Below are 20857 nucleotides of genomic sequence, written 5' to 3' on the forward strand. Positions count from 1 at the left end.
GAAGATGCAAAAATACAAAGATGATGAGACTTTTATGGCTTTATATGGACCTTTTGTTACGAGTATAGAGAATATGTGGAAAGTAGAGGATTGATTTATAATGAAGCAACTTCAATTGTTAGCGTTTAAGGATGTAGTATCTGTCTTAGAAAAAGAAAACGTCTTTTATACATATTGGCCTGAGGATTGGATTAACTTACTCAGAAAGCCTGCAGAACAATGGAAATTAAAAAAGAAGTTAGAAGGATTGACGGAGAGATTGTTCGTTATGTTCTTTGACATTTTATTTATTCAAAACGATGCACAAGCATTAATGGGCAAAAGACCTTGGATTGTGACGAAACGTCCTTTACATCAAGAGCAATTTGAATACGTATGTAAGGCATGGCTTAAAGTCCTTGATGAGAATAATGAAATGCCTATGTTAATAGATAGTGAAATGAAATGGCATAATGGTAGTGTTAAGGACGTATTTGAAGGAGATGATAATGCACATTTCAAATGGGTTCCAGCTATAGTTACGGATAAAATATGCGAGGAACCACTTCATTTATCTGTGTCGCGAGAAATAGCGAGTGATGTTACATTCTATAGAATTCAATCCGGGAAAGCCTTTGAAGCGATATCAGAGCCTATTAGAAAAAATAATAGACAAGATTATTTTTCTTACGTATATCGATTTGAGGCCATTACACGCGGAGTTGAAAATAAACCTTTATTAAAAGTATCATTTGGAATTAGACGTTACTATCAAAAAGGAACGAAATTAGTAAATTTAATTCGTAATAGGCAAAATGTCACGGTGTATGTCTCTATTCCGAATCCGTTCATTAATGAGGAAAAAAGAACCTTTGCAAAATTGAAGATAGAACAAGGGAAATCCGGGGTGAAATGGGAGCAGAATTCGTTTAAGTTACTAGATGATTTAATCTTAGGAGATTTTCCAGAATTAAACGAGGTGACGAAGGATCCGAAATCATATATTGAGGGAGCAGATAAGCAAATATTATGTGTGTACAATGAAAGTACATTTTCAATTGTGGGAACAAAAGTACAACGAGGGATTGGATTGCCTGAAAAAGAGGAATTATTAAATGTATTTATGAATAAATTTCCGAATTTTGAAATTGTTAATCCTGGTAAAGAAGTGAAAACTTCATTTAACGATCACATTTTACCTTTATATGCTCCTAGTGGGGTAGAAGAGCTACAACTCGAGATATGTTCTCACCATATGGTAGATAAAGTGAAAGAGGTTTTAGTAAAAAAAGAATTGGCAGTAAAAATAGATGATGATAATTGTTTTGTATTAAAGACAGAGCCTGAAGTGACCTTGAAAATAGTAGCAAAATCACCGGAAGGAATTGTACAGGATTTAGACTATGATCAGTATAAAGAAAAAGCAGCTGCTAGGCATATACAAACTTTAGTACGTAATATCGAGAGGTGTGAACAGAACACTGTATCGTTAATAGAAATAGATGCATATGAAAATAAGAAAATTGATCCGAAACATGCAATACGTGAAGGGTTAGCGCGTACGGGAAGAATTACGCAGTTTATTCATCCGCTAGAGTATGATACTGCGGGGGAAGAAAGAATATTTAAAGCAATACTAGACTTATTGGCTGATAAAGGATTTCGAAAACGAAATTGGAATAAGTTTCATTATAAGGGAACCATTTTAAGCTTGTCATTAATGAGGATTAAAAGGGGAAGAGGGACGGAATTTTTACCTGTTCTCACAAAAATTCAAGGGGAAAAGCTTGAATATAAATTGTATGGTGATGATAAGTGGAGATCACTAGATGATAGTGTTTTAAATGTATACAATCATAAAAAATTCTTGCAATACAAAGAAAAAGAGAAACTAAAACCATTCATTGTAAATGAGTTATTACATATTTTAAATAGAACAGACGAGCAAGTTTGCTTTATTGCAGAAGCTAATTTAAGATATGGCTGGATTCCGGAATTAGCGAATCCTAAAATGAAGTTGGAGGGAATAACGCAATTCGATGATATGCTTGCTACATTCCCGAACCTTCGTGTAATTCGAATCAATCAAACAAGTGATGTACCACAGTACTTTATCCATGAAAAAGACAGCTATATTAATAAAAAATCGGGCTTATATCGAGATGAAACAGGTATATATTATAGCGTTGGCTTACGTCCTTCCACAATGAAAGGTGTTGCCAATACCGCTAAAAAAATTGATGCACCTACAAAAATGATATTCCAACAACGTGCTGTTGAGATTATTGTTTCAGGAGCGGAAGAAAATGAAAGGGATGAACTAGCATGCATGGTAGATTACTTGCGACGGATGGTAGTTACATTTGAAAAGCATACGCAATTACCTTTGCCGATGCATATGGTAAGGTCTATTAAAAAATATATTGCACAGGACGATGTATATATACAACAAGATGATTGGGAAGATGATATAATTTTGGAAGAAGATGGACAGCTTGCCGTTGTATTTTAATATTGTATACATAATGCGAGGGTGTTTATCAATATGAATAATTCAAAGAAAGTTGGCATGAATTTTATGCCAACTTTTTTATAGATAAGGGAGAGATTGATGAGTAAGATAAGTAAGGCCCTCCGTATGATTGAATTGCTACATGCAAGGGGGAAAATGAAAAGTAGTGAACTAGCATACGAATTAAAAATAGATGCAAGAACGGTTCGTGATTATAAAAAGGACATTGCAGATGCAAATATTGATATTAAAAGTGAACGTGGGAGATATGGCGGGTACTATATTTCTAATACATCCCTATTTCCGATTAAGAACTTATCTCCAAAGGAATTATCTGCGTTAACATTTTCTGTTGAGCAATTGGTTGCTAAGGGCAATCCTATCTATTCGAATGATGCACAAGTAGCTCTCGATAAATTAAAAGCCCTGAGGAAAATTGAAGCGGATAAAGCACGTTATATTCATTTTGTTCAGCGATCTAGACCAAATTATGAGTTTTTGGGAGAAAATAGGAAATATTTAAAGCTGCAAGAGGCTTTTAGTAGAGGGAATAAGGTAAGAATTAAATATGAAGATAGCCATGGTAAAAAATCAGAACGCACTATTGAGCCGTATGGATTTGTACATTATAACGAGTTTTTTTATTGTGTAGCTTTCTGTAATGATAAACATGACATTCGTAAGTTCAAATTAGTGCGAATCAAGGATATTCAAGTATTGTTTGATAGATATACTATCCCGGAAAATTTTGATTTGGAAGGGATATGTCCAAAGTTAGGTATAGTAAACGAGACATTTGAAGTAGCATTAATTATTTATCCGCCATTTGCTAATTCTGTACCAGAATCGATTTTGGGAGAAGAGCAGAAAATAGAACAAAATTCAGATGGTAGTATCAATTTCAAAGCAATAATGAGTGGGAAAAGTTCGGTTAAGAAATGGATTTTGGGTATGGGGAGTTCTGTGAAAGTTATTAGGCCTGAAGGAATGAGGGATGAGATTGTTGAAGAGGGGCGGAGGATGTTGGGATTGTATAATCGTTAGTAATTAATCCTAAAAAATTTCTGTATTGGCTAATTAAATAAATACTAATTTATACAAATAATGTGTTGTTTCATGCTAGTTTGATAAAATAACAGTAATTGTAATTAATTGTATCTACGGGGGATAAAGATGCTAGATAAAATAATGATTGAATTTATTAAAGTAAAACAGCGGATTACTCATATCATTGATAGTAAATGTAATTGGATTACGACGATAAAAAATAATGAAGTATATGTAGAAAGGGAATTTGGAATAGAAGAAGAGTTGGATTTAGAATTTAGTGTGAATGGTGAAGAGATCCAACAAATTTGGCGAGACTTAATAAATGTTCAATTAGTTAATGTTAACGATTTTGTACGGCAAGAGGAACGGAATGCTTTTCTTATATCGCTATTTGCAGAGTTACCTTTTGTAAAGGTAACAACGATTAATGGAGAAAGAGCTATTACATTCAAAGAATTCAAAACCGATAACCTACCAAGTGAAAAATATGATAAAGTCATGCTCTTTTTAGAAGAGATAATGAATGGTACATATAATCCAAGTACGTTACGTGAACAAACGGATGAGAATTTATATAGAGTAAAATCGAATGCACGCCAAGATTTGAGATTATTGGGATTTTTGAATGAATCTCATGAAATGAATCAGCTTTTATTAAATGAATATGTTCAATCGGAAGATAAGAATGCTTATATAGCACAGCTAGTTTTAAGGCAGGAATATTTCCGTCATGCTTTATTTGTTCTTGGATTGTTAGAGAAGTATTCAAAGGATGAAAAGAAAGAAGCTTTAGTAGGTTTGGGAATGACGATTGTTCGAAATTCTTTAGGTGATAATCTAATGGTTGAATCGGTAGCGAAGAGGCGTACGGGTAACTTACTAGATTGGCTTGAACAAGTAGGGCTAATTAATGGTGAATGGATTCCTGTTGAACAATATGCAAAAGACGATGGAGAAAAGGGCGGTAGTATGGACAGTAATTTGCGTGAAAAGTTTTTAACGGTTCTGAATGAGTATTTACAGGCAAGAACAGAAAGATTTGCGGGTCATAAAATGGGATCGTTTGTTAGGAATGAGATGACAACGGAAATAACGAGATTACCATTTATTGATCATAGTCAGTATGTTGTTACAGGGTCAGTTGGACAAGGGAATTGGGCTGCTGTTCCATGGCTTGCGATTATGAATAAAGATATTACGACATCTACGCAGAGAGGTTATTATATCGTTTATTTGTTTAGTGAAGATATGGAGCGATTATATTTAACGCTGGCGCAAGGTGTGACAGAAACGACTAAAGAAGAGATGCAAAAAATTAAAGAAGAGATTCGTGAACAAATACATATGTCCCAAAAGGTGAAAAAAGATGATGAGATTTTCCTAGGAACAAGTTCAAAAGCAAAAGGATATGCGAATTCAACAGCGGCTTATATTGCGTATGATGCTAATAAAATGCCAAGTGAAAAAGAGTTAGTAGAGGATCTAGAAGGAATGCTTCGCTATTATGAGGGATTCATAGCTTATAAAGAGAAAGGAACGAAATATGAAATGATCTATGAGAGAAAAGAAGTGTATCTAGATCAACAATCAATTATCGATCATGTGTCTTCTTATATTCAAAGTAAAGGTTTCTTTTATGAGAAAAAGGATCTTATTAATTTCTTCCTTTCATTAAAAACAAAGCCATTTGTAATTTTATCAGGTATTTCAGGTACAGGGAAAACGAAAATTGTTCAGTGGTTTGCGGAGAGTTTAGGGGCTACGGAAGAGAATGGACAATTTACGCTTATTCCGGTTCGGCCGGATTGGAGTGACAGTTCTGATTTGCTTGGTTATGTGAACCTCCAAGGGGAGTTTCAAGAAAGACCGTTAATTAAAGTTCTTGAAAATGCAAATGCAAACCCAAATAGGCCTTATTTTGTAGTATTGGACGAGATGAACTTAGCCCGAGTGGAATACTATTTTAGTGATTTCTTAAGTGTAATTGAGAGTCGTAAATGGAAAGATGGAAAAATTGTTACGTCACCAGTACTTCCAGAAGCAATTACGAATAAGCACATTACTATCCCATCAAATGTATATATTATCGGAACGGTAAACATGGACGAAACGACACATCCTTTAAGTAAGAAAGTATTAGATCGTGCGAATACAATTGAGTTTAATACCGTTAACTTAGATTATTTTAATTTCTTAATGGATATAGAAGAGAAGGAAGCTGAAGTTGTTTCTAATAGCTCTTTAGCAACCGAGTATCTTCATTTAAAAGAATGCTTTAAAGAAAATGAAGACCTTGTGAGAAATATATCGACTATTTTAATAGAAATAAATAAATCACTGGAATCAGTTGGGGCTCAAGTTGGATATCGTATACGAGATGAAATTTGTTTCTATATGGCATACAACGAAAAAGGAAAGTTATTATCGTTTGATGAAGCACTTGATTATCAAATATATCAAAAGATTTTACCACGTCTTGCAGGTAGCGATGGAAGAACAGAAGAGGTATTAAAGCAGTTGTATATATTATGTGCAAATGAGGAATATGATAGTGGCAACAATGATGCTTCATATGCTAAATATCCTCGTTCTGCTAACAAGTTGTCTCATATGTTAAGGAGGTTCGAGTATGATGGTTTCACCTCTTTCTGGATCTAATAATGAAATAGAGCTAGTTAAGATTGAAACAGAGGAGCTATCATTGACGATTAAGGGAAATCCTTATCATGAAAAATACGAGAGTTTAAAAGAGTATCACGCTATGAGTGCGGATGAAATGATGTATTTTCATGTAGATGGGAAGACGGAATCCGTTTCTGTATTTGATGCGGGATTGCAGAGGCTAGATGAATGGAACGAACACCCGCCAATCTTTTTTGAGAATAGAAGTTATCAGCTTGTTGTTGTTCCGAAAAATAACAAGCAACTCTCTTTTTATCATGAACATCCGGGTTTTAGAAAACAAGTTAGTTCTATTCAAATGGGATCACTTCATGTGTTAATGGGGAATCTTTCGTTTCCGAATGAAGTAGGAAATACAATGTTTGAAATTAAAGATGATCAAGATACTTTACTAACTGTTACATTTGAAGTTTTCCCGGCAAAACTTGATTATAAGGATGATTACAGAGCCTTATTAGATGAAGTAAATGATGAAATTTATAATTTAGCGTTTCATTTACTAAAGAGAACTTACTTAGGAGCATCTACAATTTACGCCACAAATCCATCGAAGAGTGAGTTCTATCGTATTTTAAATGATTCCTTTGAGCGATTTATGAAGTCGATTTCTCATATTAAAAGACAACCGCATCATACACTTATGACTAGACATCAACTAGTACGAGGAGAAAAAATTCGTAAATTGGATTCTGTCGGAATGAACTATTTACGAAAGCGACCACACTTGCTGCAAGGAGAAAACAGTATACCGACTAAAGGCATTACAGCTTATAAGGAAGTTTCTTATGATACATTGGAAAATCGATTTGTTAAATGGATGATTCAAAGAGTTATACATAAAATCGATGATTTGCTTAAGGCGCTAGAGGAAAAGTCTAGATATACACGTGGTGAAACTGATGAAGATTTGCTGGAACGTGTAAAAAATATGAAGTATCGAATGAAAAATGAATTGAACGATCCATTTTGGAGAGAAATCGGAAAATTGGATCGCTCAGTCTTCTCACTCGTTATTCAAATGGCAGCAGGATATAGAGATGCGTATCAAATCTTCTTAATGCTATCGCGTGGTTTAACATTACGAGGACAAATTTTCAAAATGTCGGTAAAAGATGTTGCTAGATTATATGAATACTGGACATATTTAAAACTCGGACAAATTTTATCGAAAAAGTATATACCGTTCCATCAAGATGTCATTCAAGTAAAACAAGATGGTTTATACGTAACGCTTGATGAAAGTAAAACTGCAAAAAGAACGTTCAAGCATCCAGTCACTGATGAAGTAATAGAACTTTATTTCCAGAAAAGAAACGGTAGACTACCAACAGTTACACAAAAACCAGATACGATGCTCGCTATTGAGAAAAAGGGAAAGAACTATCAATATCAATACATTTTTGATGCAAAATACCGAATTGATTTTGCTGAAACATCCCATTATAAAAGGAAGTATGGCACTCCTGGTCCAATGGAAGAAGATATTAACACAATGCATCGTTACAGAGACGCACTAGTAGTAGAACAAGAGGGGCCTTTTGAGCGAACAGCCTACGGAGCGTACGTACTATTCCCGTGGAACCAAGAGGAAGCATACGAGAACCATCCATTTTATAAAAGTATCGAAAAAGTAAATATCGGTGGCTTTCCATTCTTACCAAACGCAACAAGACTAGTCGAACAATTTCTAGACCATCTCATTGAAAAAAGCCCAGAAGAAATTATAAGAGAAGGCATCCTTCCACGAGGAACAAAAGAAGAATGGCACTCCTCACTAGAAGAAAAAGTATTAGTAGGAAGTGTGAAAACTAAAAATGACTATGAAACATATAGAAAGAATGGCTTATACCAGCTACCAGTTACACAACTAAAACCAGGATGGCAAGAGGCAAAGTACATAGCATTATATGCACCGAAAAAATGGCACAGAGAAAAAGGTGGCATTCAACACGTAGCTAAAATCAAACACATTCAAATGCAACAAAACGATGAGTATGTACATTTCGAACTAGAGCCATGGAAAAAACTAGACCACCTCATCCGCCCAGTCGGATACGGCATTCAAACATACACAATAACAACTATGTCGCTATTAAAAGAAGTACAAGAACTCCCAGAACTCTTCATGAAATCAAAAGAAGAACGAACTCTTTGGAAAACGCTGCGTCGTTTTACAAAGCAAGTTAAGGTTGAGTTGGATCACCGTAATTTAGATGAGGCTTCTTCTATTAAGAGTTATTATGTGCAGGATGTTCAGATTTGGGTTGATTATGAGAATGGGGTTGTTATGGTTGGGAGAGATGGGCGAATTAAAGAGGTTCCTTTGGAGTTGATTGTTGGGAGAGGTTCGGTGTTGTTTAGGGAGGTTTTAGAAGTATTAAATGTTGGGGAATAGAGTTTAGATGCAAAGGGGGAATGATGGAGAAGAGACTGAATTTATTTTTATATGGAAAAAGTGAGTTGTTGCAGGGTTCTTTTATTTGTTGGCAGAGTGGAAGAATCCGAGATATAAAGAAATGAATCAAGTGTTAACTGAAGAAGGGATGAACTTTATTTAGAAAGAGATATAGTTTGTATAAATATGTAATTAGGATTGATTATCTAAGAAAGATTATTTTTAAACTTTAATATTATAATGTGAAAAGTCAATTTTCATTACTTTAATGAAGAAGTATTTATTGAATATGCTTCTTTCGAAAAGGTGTGTAATTATATGGAGTGGTTGAATGGCAATAACAAAAAAACAAAGGGGGATAATATGTCAAATTTTATTTTCTTAAAGAAAGAATATCCGGAACTAACTAATATCATTATGTTAGCTGAAAATTATTTATACAGTGATCCTAAAGTAGCTCTATTAAAAATTAAGATTGCAGCTGAACAATTAATAGACCTTGTATTTGTAGTATTAGGGAAAGATAGTGAGGGGAATTTAAAGCTATCACAATATCAAAAATTAGAGCTTTTAAAAAAATCTAAAGTAAATCCTGCAATTATTAATGTATTTGATTACATTAGACGTGTGGGTAATATGGCTTTACATGAAGATTATAGTCCTATAAAAGCTGCTGAAAGAAGCTTGGAGAGTTTGTATCATATAACATGCTGGTTTTATTCCCAGATAACGGGAGGGTGTGAATCATTTCCAAATGTTTTTAGTATTTCAACGAATAATTTAACGGTGGTAAACGAAAAGGAGGGCTCTAGGAGAGAAATAGAGCGTCTAAAAAATTCCTTTCAGGAAGAAGCTAAAAGATTAAAAAAACATTTGGATCAATGGAAACGAAATGGAAAAACATTTGAAGGAATTGAAAAAATAGCCATTAATAATTTGGAATTAACAGAAGCGGATACAAGAAAAAAACTTATAGATGTAATGCTCGAAGAGGCTGGATGGAAAGTTAACGATGAAGAGAGTGTAAAACTAGAGTATGAGGTTGAAGGGTATCCAAGTAAATCTGGGAAGGGTTTAGTAGATTATGTGTTATTTGATAAGAAAGGAAATCCTATAGCTCTTATAGAAGCTAAGAAAACTTCTAGAGGTGCTGAGGATGGTAGGATTCAAGCACGATTATATGCAGATTGCATTCAAAGAATGCATGGTACTCGGCCAGTTATATTTTATACTAATGGCTTCGAGTCTTGGATTTGGGACGATTTAGTTGATCGGCCAAGGGAAGTATGGGGAATGTATGCGTTAAACGAACTTGAATTTATAGTAATACAAAGAAATTATAAGAAATCATTAGTAACTACAAAACTTGACTATAATATTGCAGGGCGGCCTTATCAAATAGAAGGTATTAAAAGGGTGTATGAAAAGTATGAGTTAGGAAAAAGGCGTTCTTTAATGGTTATGGCTACAGGATCTGGAAAAACACGTACTGCAATCGCATTAGTTAAAGGGATGATTGAAAGTAAATGGGCTAAGAGAATATTATTTCTTGCTGACAGGGATGAACTAGTTGATCAAGCAATGCAAGGACCAAGTAGTTTTAAAACATTTCTACCGGAAGCCACACGCATGCGCGTGTCATCAAAAACGTATGGGGATAGTTCTAAAAGCTTATATTTTTCGACTTACAGTGCAATGAAAAATTATTATTCTCAGTTTAATGTAGGTTTTTTTGATTTAATAATTGTAGATGAATCTCATCGAAGTATATATAAGAGTTATAGAGAAATTATTGAATATTTTGATGCATACCTGCTTGCGTTAACGGCAACACCTATTAATTTCATTGAAAGGAGCACTTTTAATTTATTTGATTGTGAAAATGGAGATCCAACGTTTCTGTTTTCTTATGAAGAGGCATGTGAGCACAATCCTCCCTTTTTATTAGAATATAAAGTGAAAAATGCAACTACACAATTTATGAGGGGTGGGATCAAGTGGAATAATCTTAATGAAGAGCAAAAAAGAAGTCTTATTGAAGCAGGATACTCTGAATCGAATATCGATTTTGACAAAGAAACTTTAGATAAATTTGTAGCTAATAAAGAAACGACCCAATTTATATTAAGGTCTCTAATGAATGAAGGGATAAAGGTAGGAGACACTATTGGGAAGTCAATTATTTTTGCGAGAAATATAGAGCATGCTAAACGTTTAGTAAAAGAGTTTGATGCAATGTACCCGCAGTATAAAGGGGAATTAGCTACTATAATACATTCTGGACTTGGGAAAATCCAATCTAAAGCAATTTTAGATGAATTTCGTTTCAAAGATAGACCAAGGATAGCTATATCTGTTGATATGCTTGATACAGGAATTGATATCCCAGGAATTGTGAATCTTGTTTTTGCAAAGCCAATTTACTCCAAAACTAAATTTTTGCAAATGATAGGTCGAGGGACTAGACTTTGTAAGAATTTATTTGGAGCAGAGAGGGATAAAGAATATTTTCTTATTATTGATCACTGGAATAATTTTGAGTTTTTTGATATGAATCCTGAAGGATATATAAATCATGCTTCTAAAGTTCCCTTGCAAATTCGTTTTGATTTAAGAGTTACGTTGCTTGAAATATTAATTAATCAAAATTTTAAAAAACAGGCGAGAGAAATGATTGATTTTATTCGTGAAGATATTGCAAATCTTCCTGAAAAATCCATCGAAATAAAGAAAAAGAGAAAAAACCTAGAGAAATTAAAAGAAGATTCGATATGGAATGTAGTAAATAGTAAACTAATTGATATCCTTAGAAAAGAAGTTGCCCCTCTTATGCAGTGGATTGATACACAGAGTCAGCAAGATACTATATGGTTTGATAATGAAGTATATAGAATACAGATTGAGAAGTTAAATAAGGACTATCCAAGGGCCCTTAGCAGAGTGGACAAGTTGATTGGAGAATTTAGTCGATTAAGAATTGAGCTTAATCAATTTGAAGGTAAACGTGAATATATTTCTAGTTGGATGCATAATGAAAAATGGATTACATCACAATATGATGAGATTGAAGAATCACGAAAGAATTTAAGAAGTTTAATGAAATATCGTGGAAAGGGTGTTTCAAGAGGGGTTGTAGAGCTGAATATTTCAGATACAGATTCAGTTATTCAGGATGTTAAAGATCCATTTGTATCCGACATATATGATGTTGATAACTATAGGATACGTGTGAAAGAAGCTTTAGAAAAAGAATTTGAAATGCAGCCTTTCATAAAGAAAATAAGGGAAGGTATTTTGTTAAAGGAGGATGATTTTAAAAAAATTCATGAGGTTTTTGAAAGTAGGAAGCTAGAATTTAATCTATTCGAATTATCTGAGAGAGTAAAGGTCTCAATTGAGGATATACAAGGGTTATTAAGGAAGTTTGTTGGAGTTGATGTAGAAGAGATAAATGAACGGTTTCAAAGTTTCGTTCAAAAGAATCATGACAAGATGTCTGCAACTCAAATTCAAGTACTGGATATGATAAAGCGTGATATAATAAAAAATCGTGGGATTTCTTTTGCAGCTTTATATGAATCTCCATATACATCTATTAGTAGTGACGGGGTTGATGGAGTATTCAATGAAATAATGACCGATGAGATTTTTGCATTGATAGAGCCATACAAAATAAAAATAGGAGAGAGTTATGCTTAATACAGAAAGAAATAAAATTGATAAATTATGGACTAGTTTTTGGTCTGGAGGAATATCTAACCCTTTGACCGTAATCGAGCAGATATCTTATTTGCTATTTATTAAGGGATTAGATGATAAAGATAATATAGAATTTAAAAAAGCTAAAAGGACCGGGATTAAATACACATCTATTTTTCCAGAAGATGTATATAAGTGGTCAACATTTAAGCATGAAGCCAATCCAGAAGTTCTTTTTGAACTATTTTCAAAAGAAATATTTCCGTTTATTAAAAATTATAAAGATGAAAGTTCAGTTTTTTCGCATTACATTAGAGATGCGACGTTCCTTATACCTAAGGCGAGTATTCTTCATGAAGCAGTTCAATTGATTTCTCAATTAAATATGGATAATAAAGATACAAAGGGTGATTTATACGAATATCTTTTATCAAAGCTTTCGCAAGCAGGTGTGAATGGTCAATTTAGAACACCGAGGCATATTATCGAGATGATGGTAGAGTTAATGGACCCAAAAATTGGTGAGAAAATATGTGATCCTGCCTGTGGAACAGCGGGTTTCTTAGTAGCAGCTTCGGAATATGTATTAAAGAAATATACGGATCCTCAAAGTGTTTTTAAAGATGAAGAAGGTATTTTGCATGATAAAATAGGTGATCTTTTAAGTCGGGAGCAAAAGAAAGTGTTTAATGAAAATATGTTTTTTGGAACAGATTTTGACAGCTCTATGCTAAGGATATCTGCTATGAATCTTATGCTTCATGGTATTGAGGATCCTAATATTGAATATGCAGATGCTTTGTCTTCTAACTATAACGATAAACAGAAATACAACTTAGTTCTAGCTAATCCCCCGTTTAAGGGGACATTGGATGAATCTGATATTAACCCCACATTAAAAAAAGTAGTTAATACTAAGAAGACAGAATTACTTTTTATGGCACTAATAAATAGAATATTGGATCTTGGTGGAAGGGGCGCAGTCATTGTGCCGGATGGAGTCTTATTTGGATCTAGTAAGGCACATAAAGATATCAGAAATTTATTAGTTAATGAGAATCAATTAGAAGGGGTTATATCTTTACCCTCAGGGGTGTTTAAACCATATGCTGGGGTTTCTACAGCTATATTGATTTTTACTAAAGGTGGAGAAACTGATAAAGTATGGTTTTATGAAATGCAATCAGATGGTTTTAGTTTAGATGATAAACGGACGCCTATTATTGATAATGATATTCCAGATATTATTGAGAGCTGGAGGAATTGTAAGAAGAATAAAGATTTAGAGCCTGTTAAAGGTGAAAAATGGTTTTACGTTGATAGAGAAGAAATCTTAAATAATGATTTGAATTTATCAATTATCGCATATAAAAATGTTGAGTTTGAAGAGGTTGTGTATGAGGAACCCGATGTTTTGATAAATAAAATTGATTCATTTGAAAAGGGAATTATTGAAGATATAAAAGAAATAAGGGAGATGATGAATCAGTAATGTGGAGTGTGCCTAAGGGATGGAAGATATTGAAGTTAATAGATATGGCCCAGATCATTCGTGGTACTGAGCCAGGAAGTAGTTCTTACACAGAAGATCCAAAACACCATAGATTTTTAAGAGTGGGAGATATCTCAAAGAAACGAAAAAACATCGTATACACTAATAGTGAGAAGATAGTACTTGTTAATAAAGAGGATTTATTAATGACTTTCGATGGATCACCTGGAATTGTTGCTGATGGATTTGAAGGTGCAATATCTTCGGGGATTCGTAAAATAGTAATTACTAATAATGAAGTAGAGAAAGACTATCTTAAATATTTTTTGAAAACTGACTATGTACAAAAAATAATTCAAAAGTATACAACAGGTGCTACTATATTACATGCCAGTAAAAGTATCCCTCATATAACAATATGCTATCCTAGTTTAGGAGAACAAAAAAAGATTGTGAAAATTTTAAGCATGATAGAGAAAACGATCTCAAAGCGTATAGAAGCTAACGCTTTAACAGATGACTATTTAAATGCTGTTTTTTTTAATTTGTTTGGAAACCTAAATGATAACTTATATAATTGGGAAGTGCGTAAATTAGGTGAGTTATCTGATGTAGTATCTGGTGTGACAAAAGGGAGAAAACTAAAGGATAAAAAATTAGTGAAAGTTCCTTATATGAGAGTTGCTAATGTTCAAGATGGCTTTCTAGATTTAAATGATGTTAAAGAAATAGAGGTTTTAGAATCAGACATTCAAAAGTATCGTTTATTAGAGGGGGATGTACTATTAACTGAAGGAGGGGATCCAGATAAATTAGGAAGAGGTACAGTTTGGAGAAATGAAATATCTAACTGTATACATCAGAATCATATTTTTAGGGTAAGAGTAGATCGGGAATTTCTATTACCAGAGTATTTAAGTATGTGTGCAGGAAGTAATTATGGTAAAAAATACTTCTTGAAATCAGCCAAGCAAACAACAGGTATAGCTACTATAAATTCTAAGCAATTGAAAAGTTTCCCTGTACCAGTACCTCCTATTGAATTACAGAGAAAGCTAAAAATGATTGTTGACAGAATTAATGAATTAAAAGTAAAACAAAAGAAATCGCAAGAAGAATTAAATAAGCTTTTTAAAGTGCTATTGAATAGTTTATTTAAAGGTTAAATTTTTAGAAGTTATAGAAGAAAATAGTTATTTCAAAAGAGTTTAAAATAAAAATAGCCCACGAAGAATTTTAATTTATCTTGGTGGGCTTTTCTGTGTATTTCGTAGTTTTAAATAGAATAGTTTTCTTAAGAAAGCTATATATTATGGGGAATTAAAAGTACTACGTTGTTTGAGTTTTGTTTATGTAAAAAATCCTTAGGTATATAGCAAGTCTTAGTTCTTTAGCTTATGTAATTTTAATTTTTTAAGTAAATATTTCACTAGAAGGCTTTTAGCGATTTCCTTAGTAGATTCTAAATAATAGAGAAGGTTTTGCTTATATCTTAATCAAATTATAAAATAAATTAATATATATTTTTAGAAATTTATTTTATAATAGCATTTATTATTAGTGAATAAAGGGTTATTTGGAAATATATATATAAAGAAATGAATGTTGAAATTATGAATGGAGGAAGGCTATGCTGCCAGATATAGTAAAATCAAAATTGGCTAAATTAGTAGATATGATTTGGTCAGGGGGAACAACTAGTCCTATAAAAATTATTGAAAAGGTTTTCTTTTTACTTTACTTGCGTCAATTAGAGGAAGAGAGTTGGGAGTTTAGTAGTAGACCTTGGACGGCATTAAAAGAATCTTATTTTGAAAACGATTTAACAGAATATTTATTTAATGAGGTATTTCATGAATCGTTAAATGGTACCCCCTTAGATAGAGCGCTTGCGGATACAATAATAGACCTTCCTGGTCCAGAGAAGCTACGATTAATAATTACGCTAATTGATGATATTTATAAAGATTTGGAAGATAATAACGCTGAAAATAGGATGGTTTCTGGTATCCTGTTTGAGTATCTTCTGCCTATGATTATAAAACCCCAGGGTGGACAATATGTTACTCCACGTCCATTAATTGAGGAGATTATAAATATAATGAGTCCGAAACCAGATGAAAGGATAGTTGATCCTGTATGTGGGACCGGTGGATTCCTGACAGCTATTCAAAGGTATTTACAAAAAGATACTCAGAATTTAAACCTTACAGGATATGATATTGACGGTTCTATGGCGAGGATTGCTTATATGAATTTATTGCTTCATGGAATAAAAAGTCCAGAAGTTTCGCAATTTAACACGCTTTCTCAAAAATATGTTGAAAATGAGCAGTATGAAATAGTTTTGATGAATCCTCCCTTTGGAAAATACGATGGAGATTTGTCTTACCGCTTTAGCCCTCAAATTAAAAAGTCAGAATTGTTATTTGTATATTTAGCTATAGATTTAATGGTACCAGGGGGAAGAGCGGCAATTGTAGTACCTGCGGGAACATTATTTACGTTGAATAACGATTATATTAATTTAAGGAAAGCTTTGATCGAGGAAAACATATTAGATGCGGTTATTTCTATTCCTAGTGAACTGTCGGATTATTCAACGGGTGTAAAAACATTTATTTTATTTGTAACAAAACCTAAAGAGAAACAACGGTTGACTGAAAAAGTTTGGTTTTATGAAATTGAAAATAAAGGAAGCATTACAAGTGTAGAAGCAATAGGAGAGCTTACAGAAAAGTGGGGTCAACGTGATGATGGATTGTTTGTCTCTGTTAATGATTTAAGGAATAATGAATATAGTTTACTGATGTCATTATATCAGACGGATGAAAAGGAAGAGGTTAATGAAGAAAAAAATCATAATCCGGTTGAAATACTATATCAAATTATGGAGCAAGAAAAAGAGATAGAAAATGATTTTAGAGAATTATTAAGTTGTATGGAAGAAAAGGATTTGAATAGAGAAAGAAGAGATATAGATAATCTAGAGGAGAAAAGAAATGATTTTCAGTCTCTGGAAGAAATCGGGAGTGGGATTCCTGGTTTTTTTAGAGGGTTATCCCGGTTGCAAGAAAAGCTTATAAATGTATTTTATGAGATTAGAAGCCCTTTAGCCTGTCATGAAGCAGTAAAATACGTTAATAACAAATATAAACTTACTGGAGAGGATAAGTTGGGTGTGCAAGAAGCAAAGCAATCGATTGAATTGTTTCAAGCGTTTGGATTATTAGAACGTGTAGGATCTGATCCAATGTGCTATCCTAAAGAGTCTTCTAATGCATTGTTAAGAAAAATAGAAGTCTTCGATCAAGAGCAATTAATTGACTTATGGAAAGTTCCTAGTATTGAAAAAAAGAGGAGCGATGAAAAATGAAATTAAAGAAGATATATATTGGAAAATACAAACACTTACGTGATTTTAAGATTTCATTCGCAAACGTTGATGGTTTGGTCCATAAAACTCCCTTTCGCTTTTTTATTGGAAGGAATGGTGTAGGAAAGTCTATTATCTTTGAAGCAATTGGTTTGATTTTTACGCGTATTTTACATGATGAATCTCCAGGCTTCCCATTTGAAATAGTATATAGTATTAATATTAAAGGAAAAGAATTTGAAGTAACAGTTCGGCCTAATAGCGACCTTGAACAGGATATATCTATTGAAGAAAAAGTTTCAAAGGAATTTGACCTTACTTCAAAAATTATGGTCTGGGTTCAAGATCCTCGAGGGTATAAAAAAAGGTTGGATTTACAACAAGAGAAGTTTAGTCAACGCTTTATGTATCATCCAAAGAGAATAGTCGCGCAGTCTTCAGGTCCTACTAATAGTCTTGAGGATGTATTAATAATTTCACCTGTTGATTCATTGAAAAGTGATATTTATGACGTACAAGAGGGGGCTAGTACAAAGAAAGATTATAATGAAAGAACATATGAGATTAAAGATACGATCGAAAAGATAATGAGATTAAATGAAGAGTCTCAATTTTTATTTATTAATGGGAAAACAGCTATTCTAGTGTTATTGGTCCTTTGTGCTGTCATACCAAAGGTTGATAAGCTGGGGGTTGAAAAATATGAACAGTTACGTCGTAATTTGTTTGAAATGTTAGGGGGGCTGTTGCCTATATCTTTTTCCTTAATTGCGGATGAAGAGAAAATACAAAAGCTTCTTCACTCTGAAGATAGAAAGCTTACTTCTCCTCAAAGGCAGTTCTTAGAGTTAATGTTGTCTCAAAGAGAAGCAGAGAAGTATGGCTATCAATCTTGTAATAATTGGGTGAGCTATCGTTCATGTAGGGAAGAACGAAAAGATTACAAGAAAGACTTTAATTTTCAAACTAATCCGAGGTCGGAGAGGGTAGCGATATTTGATATTAAGCAAAAGTTAGAAAATGATTACTATACTTCTTACTGTCCTAATATTAACGAGGGACGAAATCCAATGGATTTATTAACTGTTCTTTTAATAGCAAAACGTGAAAAATTGCTGCTAGAGGCTCACCTATCTTTTAAAATAAAAAAACAACCAGAACTTCTAATGGAAACGGCATTAAGCGATGGAGAGTATCTATGGCTTACAAGATTGGGATTAATCCTAATTCTTCGATATGAGCAAGACTGTTTATTTATGTTTGATGAACCTGATGTTCATATGAATGAATCATGGAATGTGGATTTTGTGAAAGCATTACATGAGATGACTAATATCAATGAGGAAGGGAGTACCCATGAATTCTTAATTGCCACTCATTCAACTCTACTAATTACAGATGCTGCCCCGGATCAACTGTATCATTTTGTAGCTAATGAAAATGGAGAACCGCAAAGACAATTTGATGACATGTCTTCTTTTGCGGCTAGTCGAGATGAAATATCTATAAGAATATTTAATACTAAAGATTCGATTGGGAGATATTCAAGGGATTTGTTACATGATGCACTAAATAAGGAAAGTGAATTATCTATAGAAGACTTGGAGGAGCTTTATCATAGTACAGGGTTCGGTATACATAAGTTTCGCATAAGAGATAGAATATTAGAAATTGAACGAAAAAATAAGATGCATAAAAAGGGAGAAGACTAATGCTACTTATGACCAATAAATCTGATTGTGCAAATGAAATGGATGCAGTATCAAATTTTGCGCTTAGAATTTTAAAATATGTTGAAAGCAAAGGATCGTGTGATTATGATGAAGAAGATTTTTTAAAGGAATTTGATACGGAAGGGATATGGTTTTTGACCAAAAACACGGCTAATAAAAATAAAGTTCAACAAGGAATGAAAGAGTTATTTAAATTAAAACTGAGTGAGCGTAAAAAAGTAAGAATAGCTTTTGAAAAGGATTATAGATTTTCTGAAATTATAGTAAGTGAAGGAAAGTATGAGTTTGAAACTAGAAAATTAAGTAAGCACCTATTACAAGCTTTAAAGTCTTTTTTAGAGCCTTTTTATGATATTATATTTTCAAAAGGAGCATTTGAAAATATCAAGGGATTAACTGGAAGGCTCAATAGAAAAAGTTTCTTGAGTAGTTATGTAAAAGCAAATCCAAAGCAAACAGCCATTTGTCCAGCTTGTTTAGATGAAATGAAGAATCTAAAAAATATAGTTAATAAAGAAGAAGAGGAAATTATCGAGATAATAGGAGATGTAGATCATTATTTTTTGAAATCTGAATATCCTATTCTTTCAGTTTCTCCTGATAATCTTATTCCTATGTGTAAAGCTTGTAATCAAAGTCTTAAGCATACAAAAAACCCAATTAATGAAAGTGAAAATTACTGTGTTTCCAGCGCTTTTTATCCTTATAAGGGGACTGGAATGAGTCAGATTAAATTAGATTTTAGTGGGAATAATGTTACTGTTATACCTAAAGAAACATCAAATCTTAAACAAGAAGAACGGATTAAAAATATGAACAGATTGTTTAAAATTGAGCAGAATTGGACTAGTGGATTAGAGCGTATTAGACTAATAAGACTTGAAGCTTTTGCTGCGGATTTGCGATCCAATTTTACTTTAGAAGAATTAACTCATAAAATTGAAAGTGAATGGCAGGCTTCAAAAAGATTTGCAACGGTTTTTCCTGGTCAGTTTCTAGCAATGCATTATTGGGAATGGGTATTAAAAAATAACCTTCATCAAGTTATGAATGAAGTCCGAGAGATACAAGGTTTAAAAAGTTAGACAGATAAAGAAAGATAGGTTAATTTGGTATGTGAAAATTAGATTTTTTGGATATATAAATAAAATAGTGATTCTAAAATTACAATTTAACATCTTTGTATTTTTATTTATAAAGGTTTTATGGATATGGTGTGGGAAATTATGAAGGGGCTTGCATATATGGGATAGGATAGAGTTTATCTATGGGGGATAATGTAAAAATACATCGTCACCCTATTTTTTTGTAAAAATTTATGAGTAAGATAGGAAATAAAGAGTGGTTAGAACAGTGTTTTAAAAAGGATATTTCAAGTTTTTATAAAAATTAGGATTGAAAATCGAAGTTGTTTATCCATTTTTAGAGTTAGAGAGAAAGAGGGGGAAAACAAATATTTAGCTCTCCAAATGTTCAAGGTGCTATGAGGGGGGCAATTTGATAGAAGGAATGATGAATCGTATCAGAGTTTTTCAAAAGGATTTAGACAGTGTACATAAAAAAAAAACAACGGAGGAACCCCCATGCCAACCTACAACAAACTAATCCGAAACAAAATCCCACAAATAATAAAAGCTAACGGAAAAACACCAACAACAAGAATCCTATCCGAAGACGAATACATAAAAGAACTCTGAAAGAAAACACAAGAAGAACTAACCGAATACCTAGAAGCAAAAACAAACCCCGATAAACTCGAAGAACTATCCGACCTACTAGAACTAATAAACGCCCTAGCCGAACACGAAGGCGCAACATTAGAAGAAATCAACAACATCCGTAAAAAGAAAGCAGAAGAACGAGGCGGCTTCTCAGATCGAGTCTTCTTAATCGAAGTAACCGATAACTAACCCCTCCGAAGCCCCTTACAAGCCCCTAC

10 protein-coding genes and 1 pseudogene are annotated in these 20857 nt (G+C 33.1%); all 11 read left to right on the forward strand.

The features are described from left to right. Nucleotides 1–100: 100 nt before the first annotated feature. The 11 genes and pseudogenes from MR112_RS20610 to MR112_RS20660 all read left to right on the forward strand — a co-directional run bounded on the left by MR112_RS20610 (nucleotide 101) and on the right by MR112_RS20660 (nucleotide 20828). Nucleotides 101–2491: a pPIWI_RE module domain-containing protein gene (locus MR112_RS20610; RefSeq protein ID WP_242245249.1), complete on the forward strand. Its 2391-nt coding sequence runs from the start codon at nucleotides 101–103 to the stop codon at nucleotides 2489–2491. A 99-nt stretch (nucleotides 2492–2590) separates the two neighbouring features. After that, a complete protein-coding gene (locus MR112_RS20615; RefSeq protein WP_242245250.1) occupies nucleotides 2591–3535 on the forward strand; it encodes a helix-turn-helix transcriptional regulator in 945 nt (314 codons plus the stop codon). A gap of 129 nt (nucleotides 3536–3664) precedes the next feature. After that, complete coding sequence (locus MR112_RS20620; protein WP_242245251.1) at nucleotides 3665–6199, forward strand: MrcB family domain-containing protein; 2535 nt, start codon at nucleotides 3665–3667, stop codon at nucleotides 6197–6199. Next, the gene (locus MR112_RS20625) at nucleotides 6174–8618 is read left to right on the forward strand and encodes a DUF2357 domain-containing protein (RefSeq protein WP_242245288.1); all 2445 of its coding nucleotides are present in this window, start codon (nucleotides 6174–6176) and stop codon (nucleotides 8616–8618) included. Before MR112_RS20620 ends, MR112_RS20625 begins: the two co-directional genes overlap by 26 nt. A 318-nt stretch (nucleotides 8619–8936) precedes the next feature. Continuing rightward, nucleotides 8937–12317 carry a DEAD/DEAH box helicase family protein gene (locus tag MR112_RS20630; RefSeq protein WP_197323515.1) on the forward strand — a complete coding sequence of 1127 codons (3381 nt, stop codon included), beginning with the start codon at nucleotides 8937–8939 and terminating at the stop codon, nucleotides 12315–12317. Beyond that, entirely contained in the window at nucleotides 12310–13809 is a 1500-nt protein-coding gene (locus MR112_RS20635; protein ID WP_197323516.1) for a class I SAM-dependent DNA methyltransferase, read from the forward strand. Before MR112_RS20630 ends, MR112_RS20635 begins: the two co-directional genes overlap by 8 nt. Next, nucleotides 13809–14975, forward strand: coding sequence for a restriction endonuclease subunit S (locus MR112_RS20640; RefSeq protein ID WP_255772746.1), 1167 nt, complete (start codon nucleotides 13809–13811; stop codon nucleotides 14973–14975). The genes MR112_RS20635 and MR112_RS20640 overlap by 1 nt, the downstream gene beginning before the upstream one ends. A 464-nt stretch (nucleotides 14976–15439) precedes the next feature. After that, on the forward strand, nucleotides 15440–17185 hold the full coding sequence (locus MR112_RS20645) for an N-6 DNA methylase (protein ID WP_197323518.1): 1746 nt from the start codon (nucleotides 15440–15442) through the stop codon (nucleotides 17183–17185). Continuing rightward, nucleotides 17182–18897: an AAA family ATPase gene (locus MR112_RS20650; protein WP_197323519.1), complete on the forward strand. Its 1716-nt coding sequence runs from the start codon at nucleotides 17182–17184 to the stop codon at nucleotides 18895–18897. Before MR112_RS20645 ends, MR112_RS20650 begins: the two co-directional genes overlap by 4 nt. Next, nucleotides 18897–20003 (forward strand): hypothetical protein, encoded by a 1107-nt coding sequence (locus tag MR112_RS20655; RefSeq protein ID WP_242245252.1) that lies wholly within the window; start codon nucleotides 18897–18899, stop codon nucleotides 20001–20003. The genes MR112_RS20650 and MR112_RS20655 overlap by 1 nt, the downstream gene beginning before the upstream one ends. Nucleotides 20004–20501: 498 nt before the next feature. Further along, nucleotides 20502–20828: pseudogene (locus tag MR112_RS20660) on the forward strand (nucleoside triphosphate pyrophosphohydrolase). Nucleotides 20829–20857 lie beyond the last annotated feature (29 nt).

This window comes from Bacillus cereus group sp. BfR-BA-01330, from assembly GCF_022663885.1.
Lineage (GTDB): Bacteria > Bacillota > Bacilli > Bacillales > Bacillaceae_G > Bacillus_A > Bacillus_A cereus.

Excerpts from the sequence above, each read along its gene's own strand:
- MR112_RS20640 (WP_255772746.1), top strand. The coding sequence starts at position 13,809 with ATGTGGAGTGTGCCTAAGGGATGGAAGATATTGAAGTTAATAGATATG.
- MR112_RS20625 (WP_242245288.1), top strand. The coding sequence starts at position 6,174 with ATGGTTTCACCTCTTTCTGGATCTAATAATGAAATAGAGCTAGTTAAG.
- MR112_RS20650 (WP_197323519.1), top strand. The coding sequence starts at position 17,182 with ATGAAATTAAAGAAGATATATATTGGAAAATACAAACACTTACGTGAT.
- MR112_RS20635 (WP_197323516.1), top strand. The coding sequence starts at position 12,310 with ATGCTTAATACAGAAAGAAATAAAATTGATAAATTATGGACTAGTTTT.
- MR112_RS20620 (WP_242245251.1), top strand. The coding sequence starts at position 3,665 with ATGCTAGATAAAATAATGATTGAATTTATTAAAGTAAAACAGCGGATT.
- MR112_RS20655 (WP_242245252.1), top strand. The coding sequence starts at position 18,897 with ATGCTACTTATGACCAATAAATCTGATTGTGCAAATGAAATGGATGCA.
- MR112_RS20645 (WP_197323518.1), top strand. The coding sequence starts at position 15,440 with ATGCTGCCAGATATAGTAAAATCAAAATTGGCTAAATTAGTAGATATG.
- MR112_RS20615 (WP_242245250.1), top strand. The coding sequence starts at position 2,591 with ATGAGTAAGATAAGTAAGGCCCTCCGTATGATTGAATTGCTACATGCA.
- MR112_RS20610 (WP_242245249.1), top strand. The coding sequence starts at position 101 with ATGAAGCAACTTCAATTGTTAGCGTTTAAGGATGTAGTATCTGTCTTA.
- MR112_RS20630 (WP_197323515.1), top strand. The coding sequence starts at position 8,937 with ATGGAGTGGTTGAATGGCAATAACAAAAAAACAAAGGGGGATAATATG.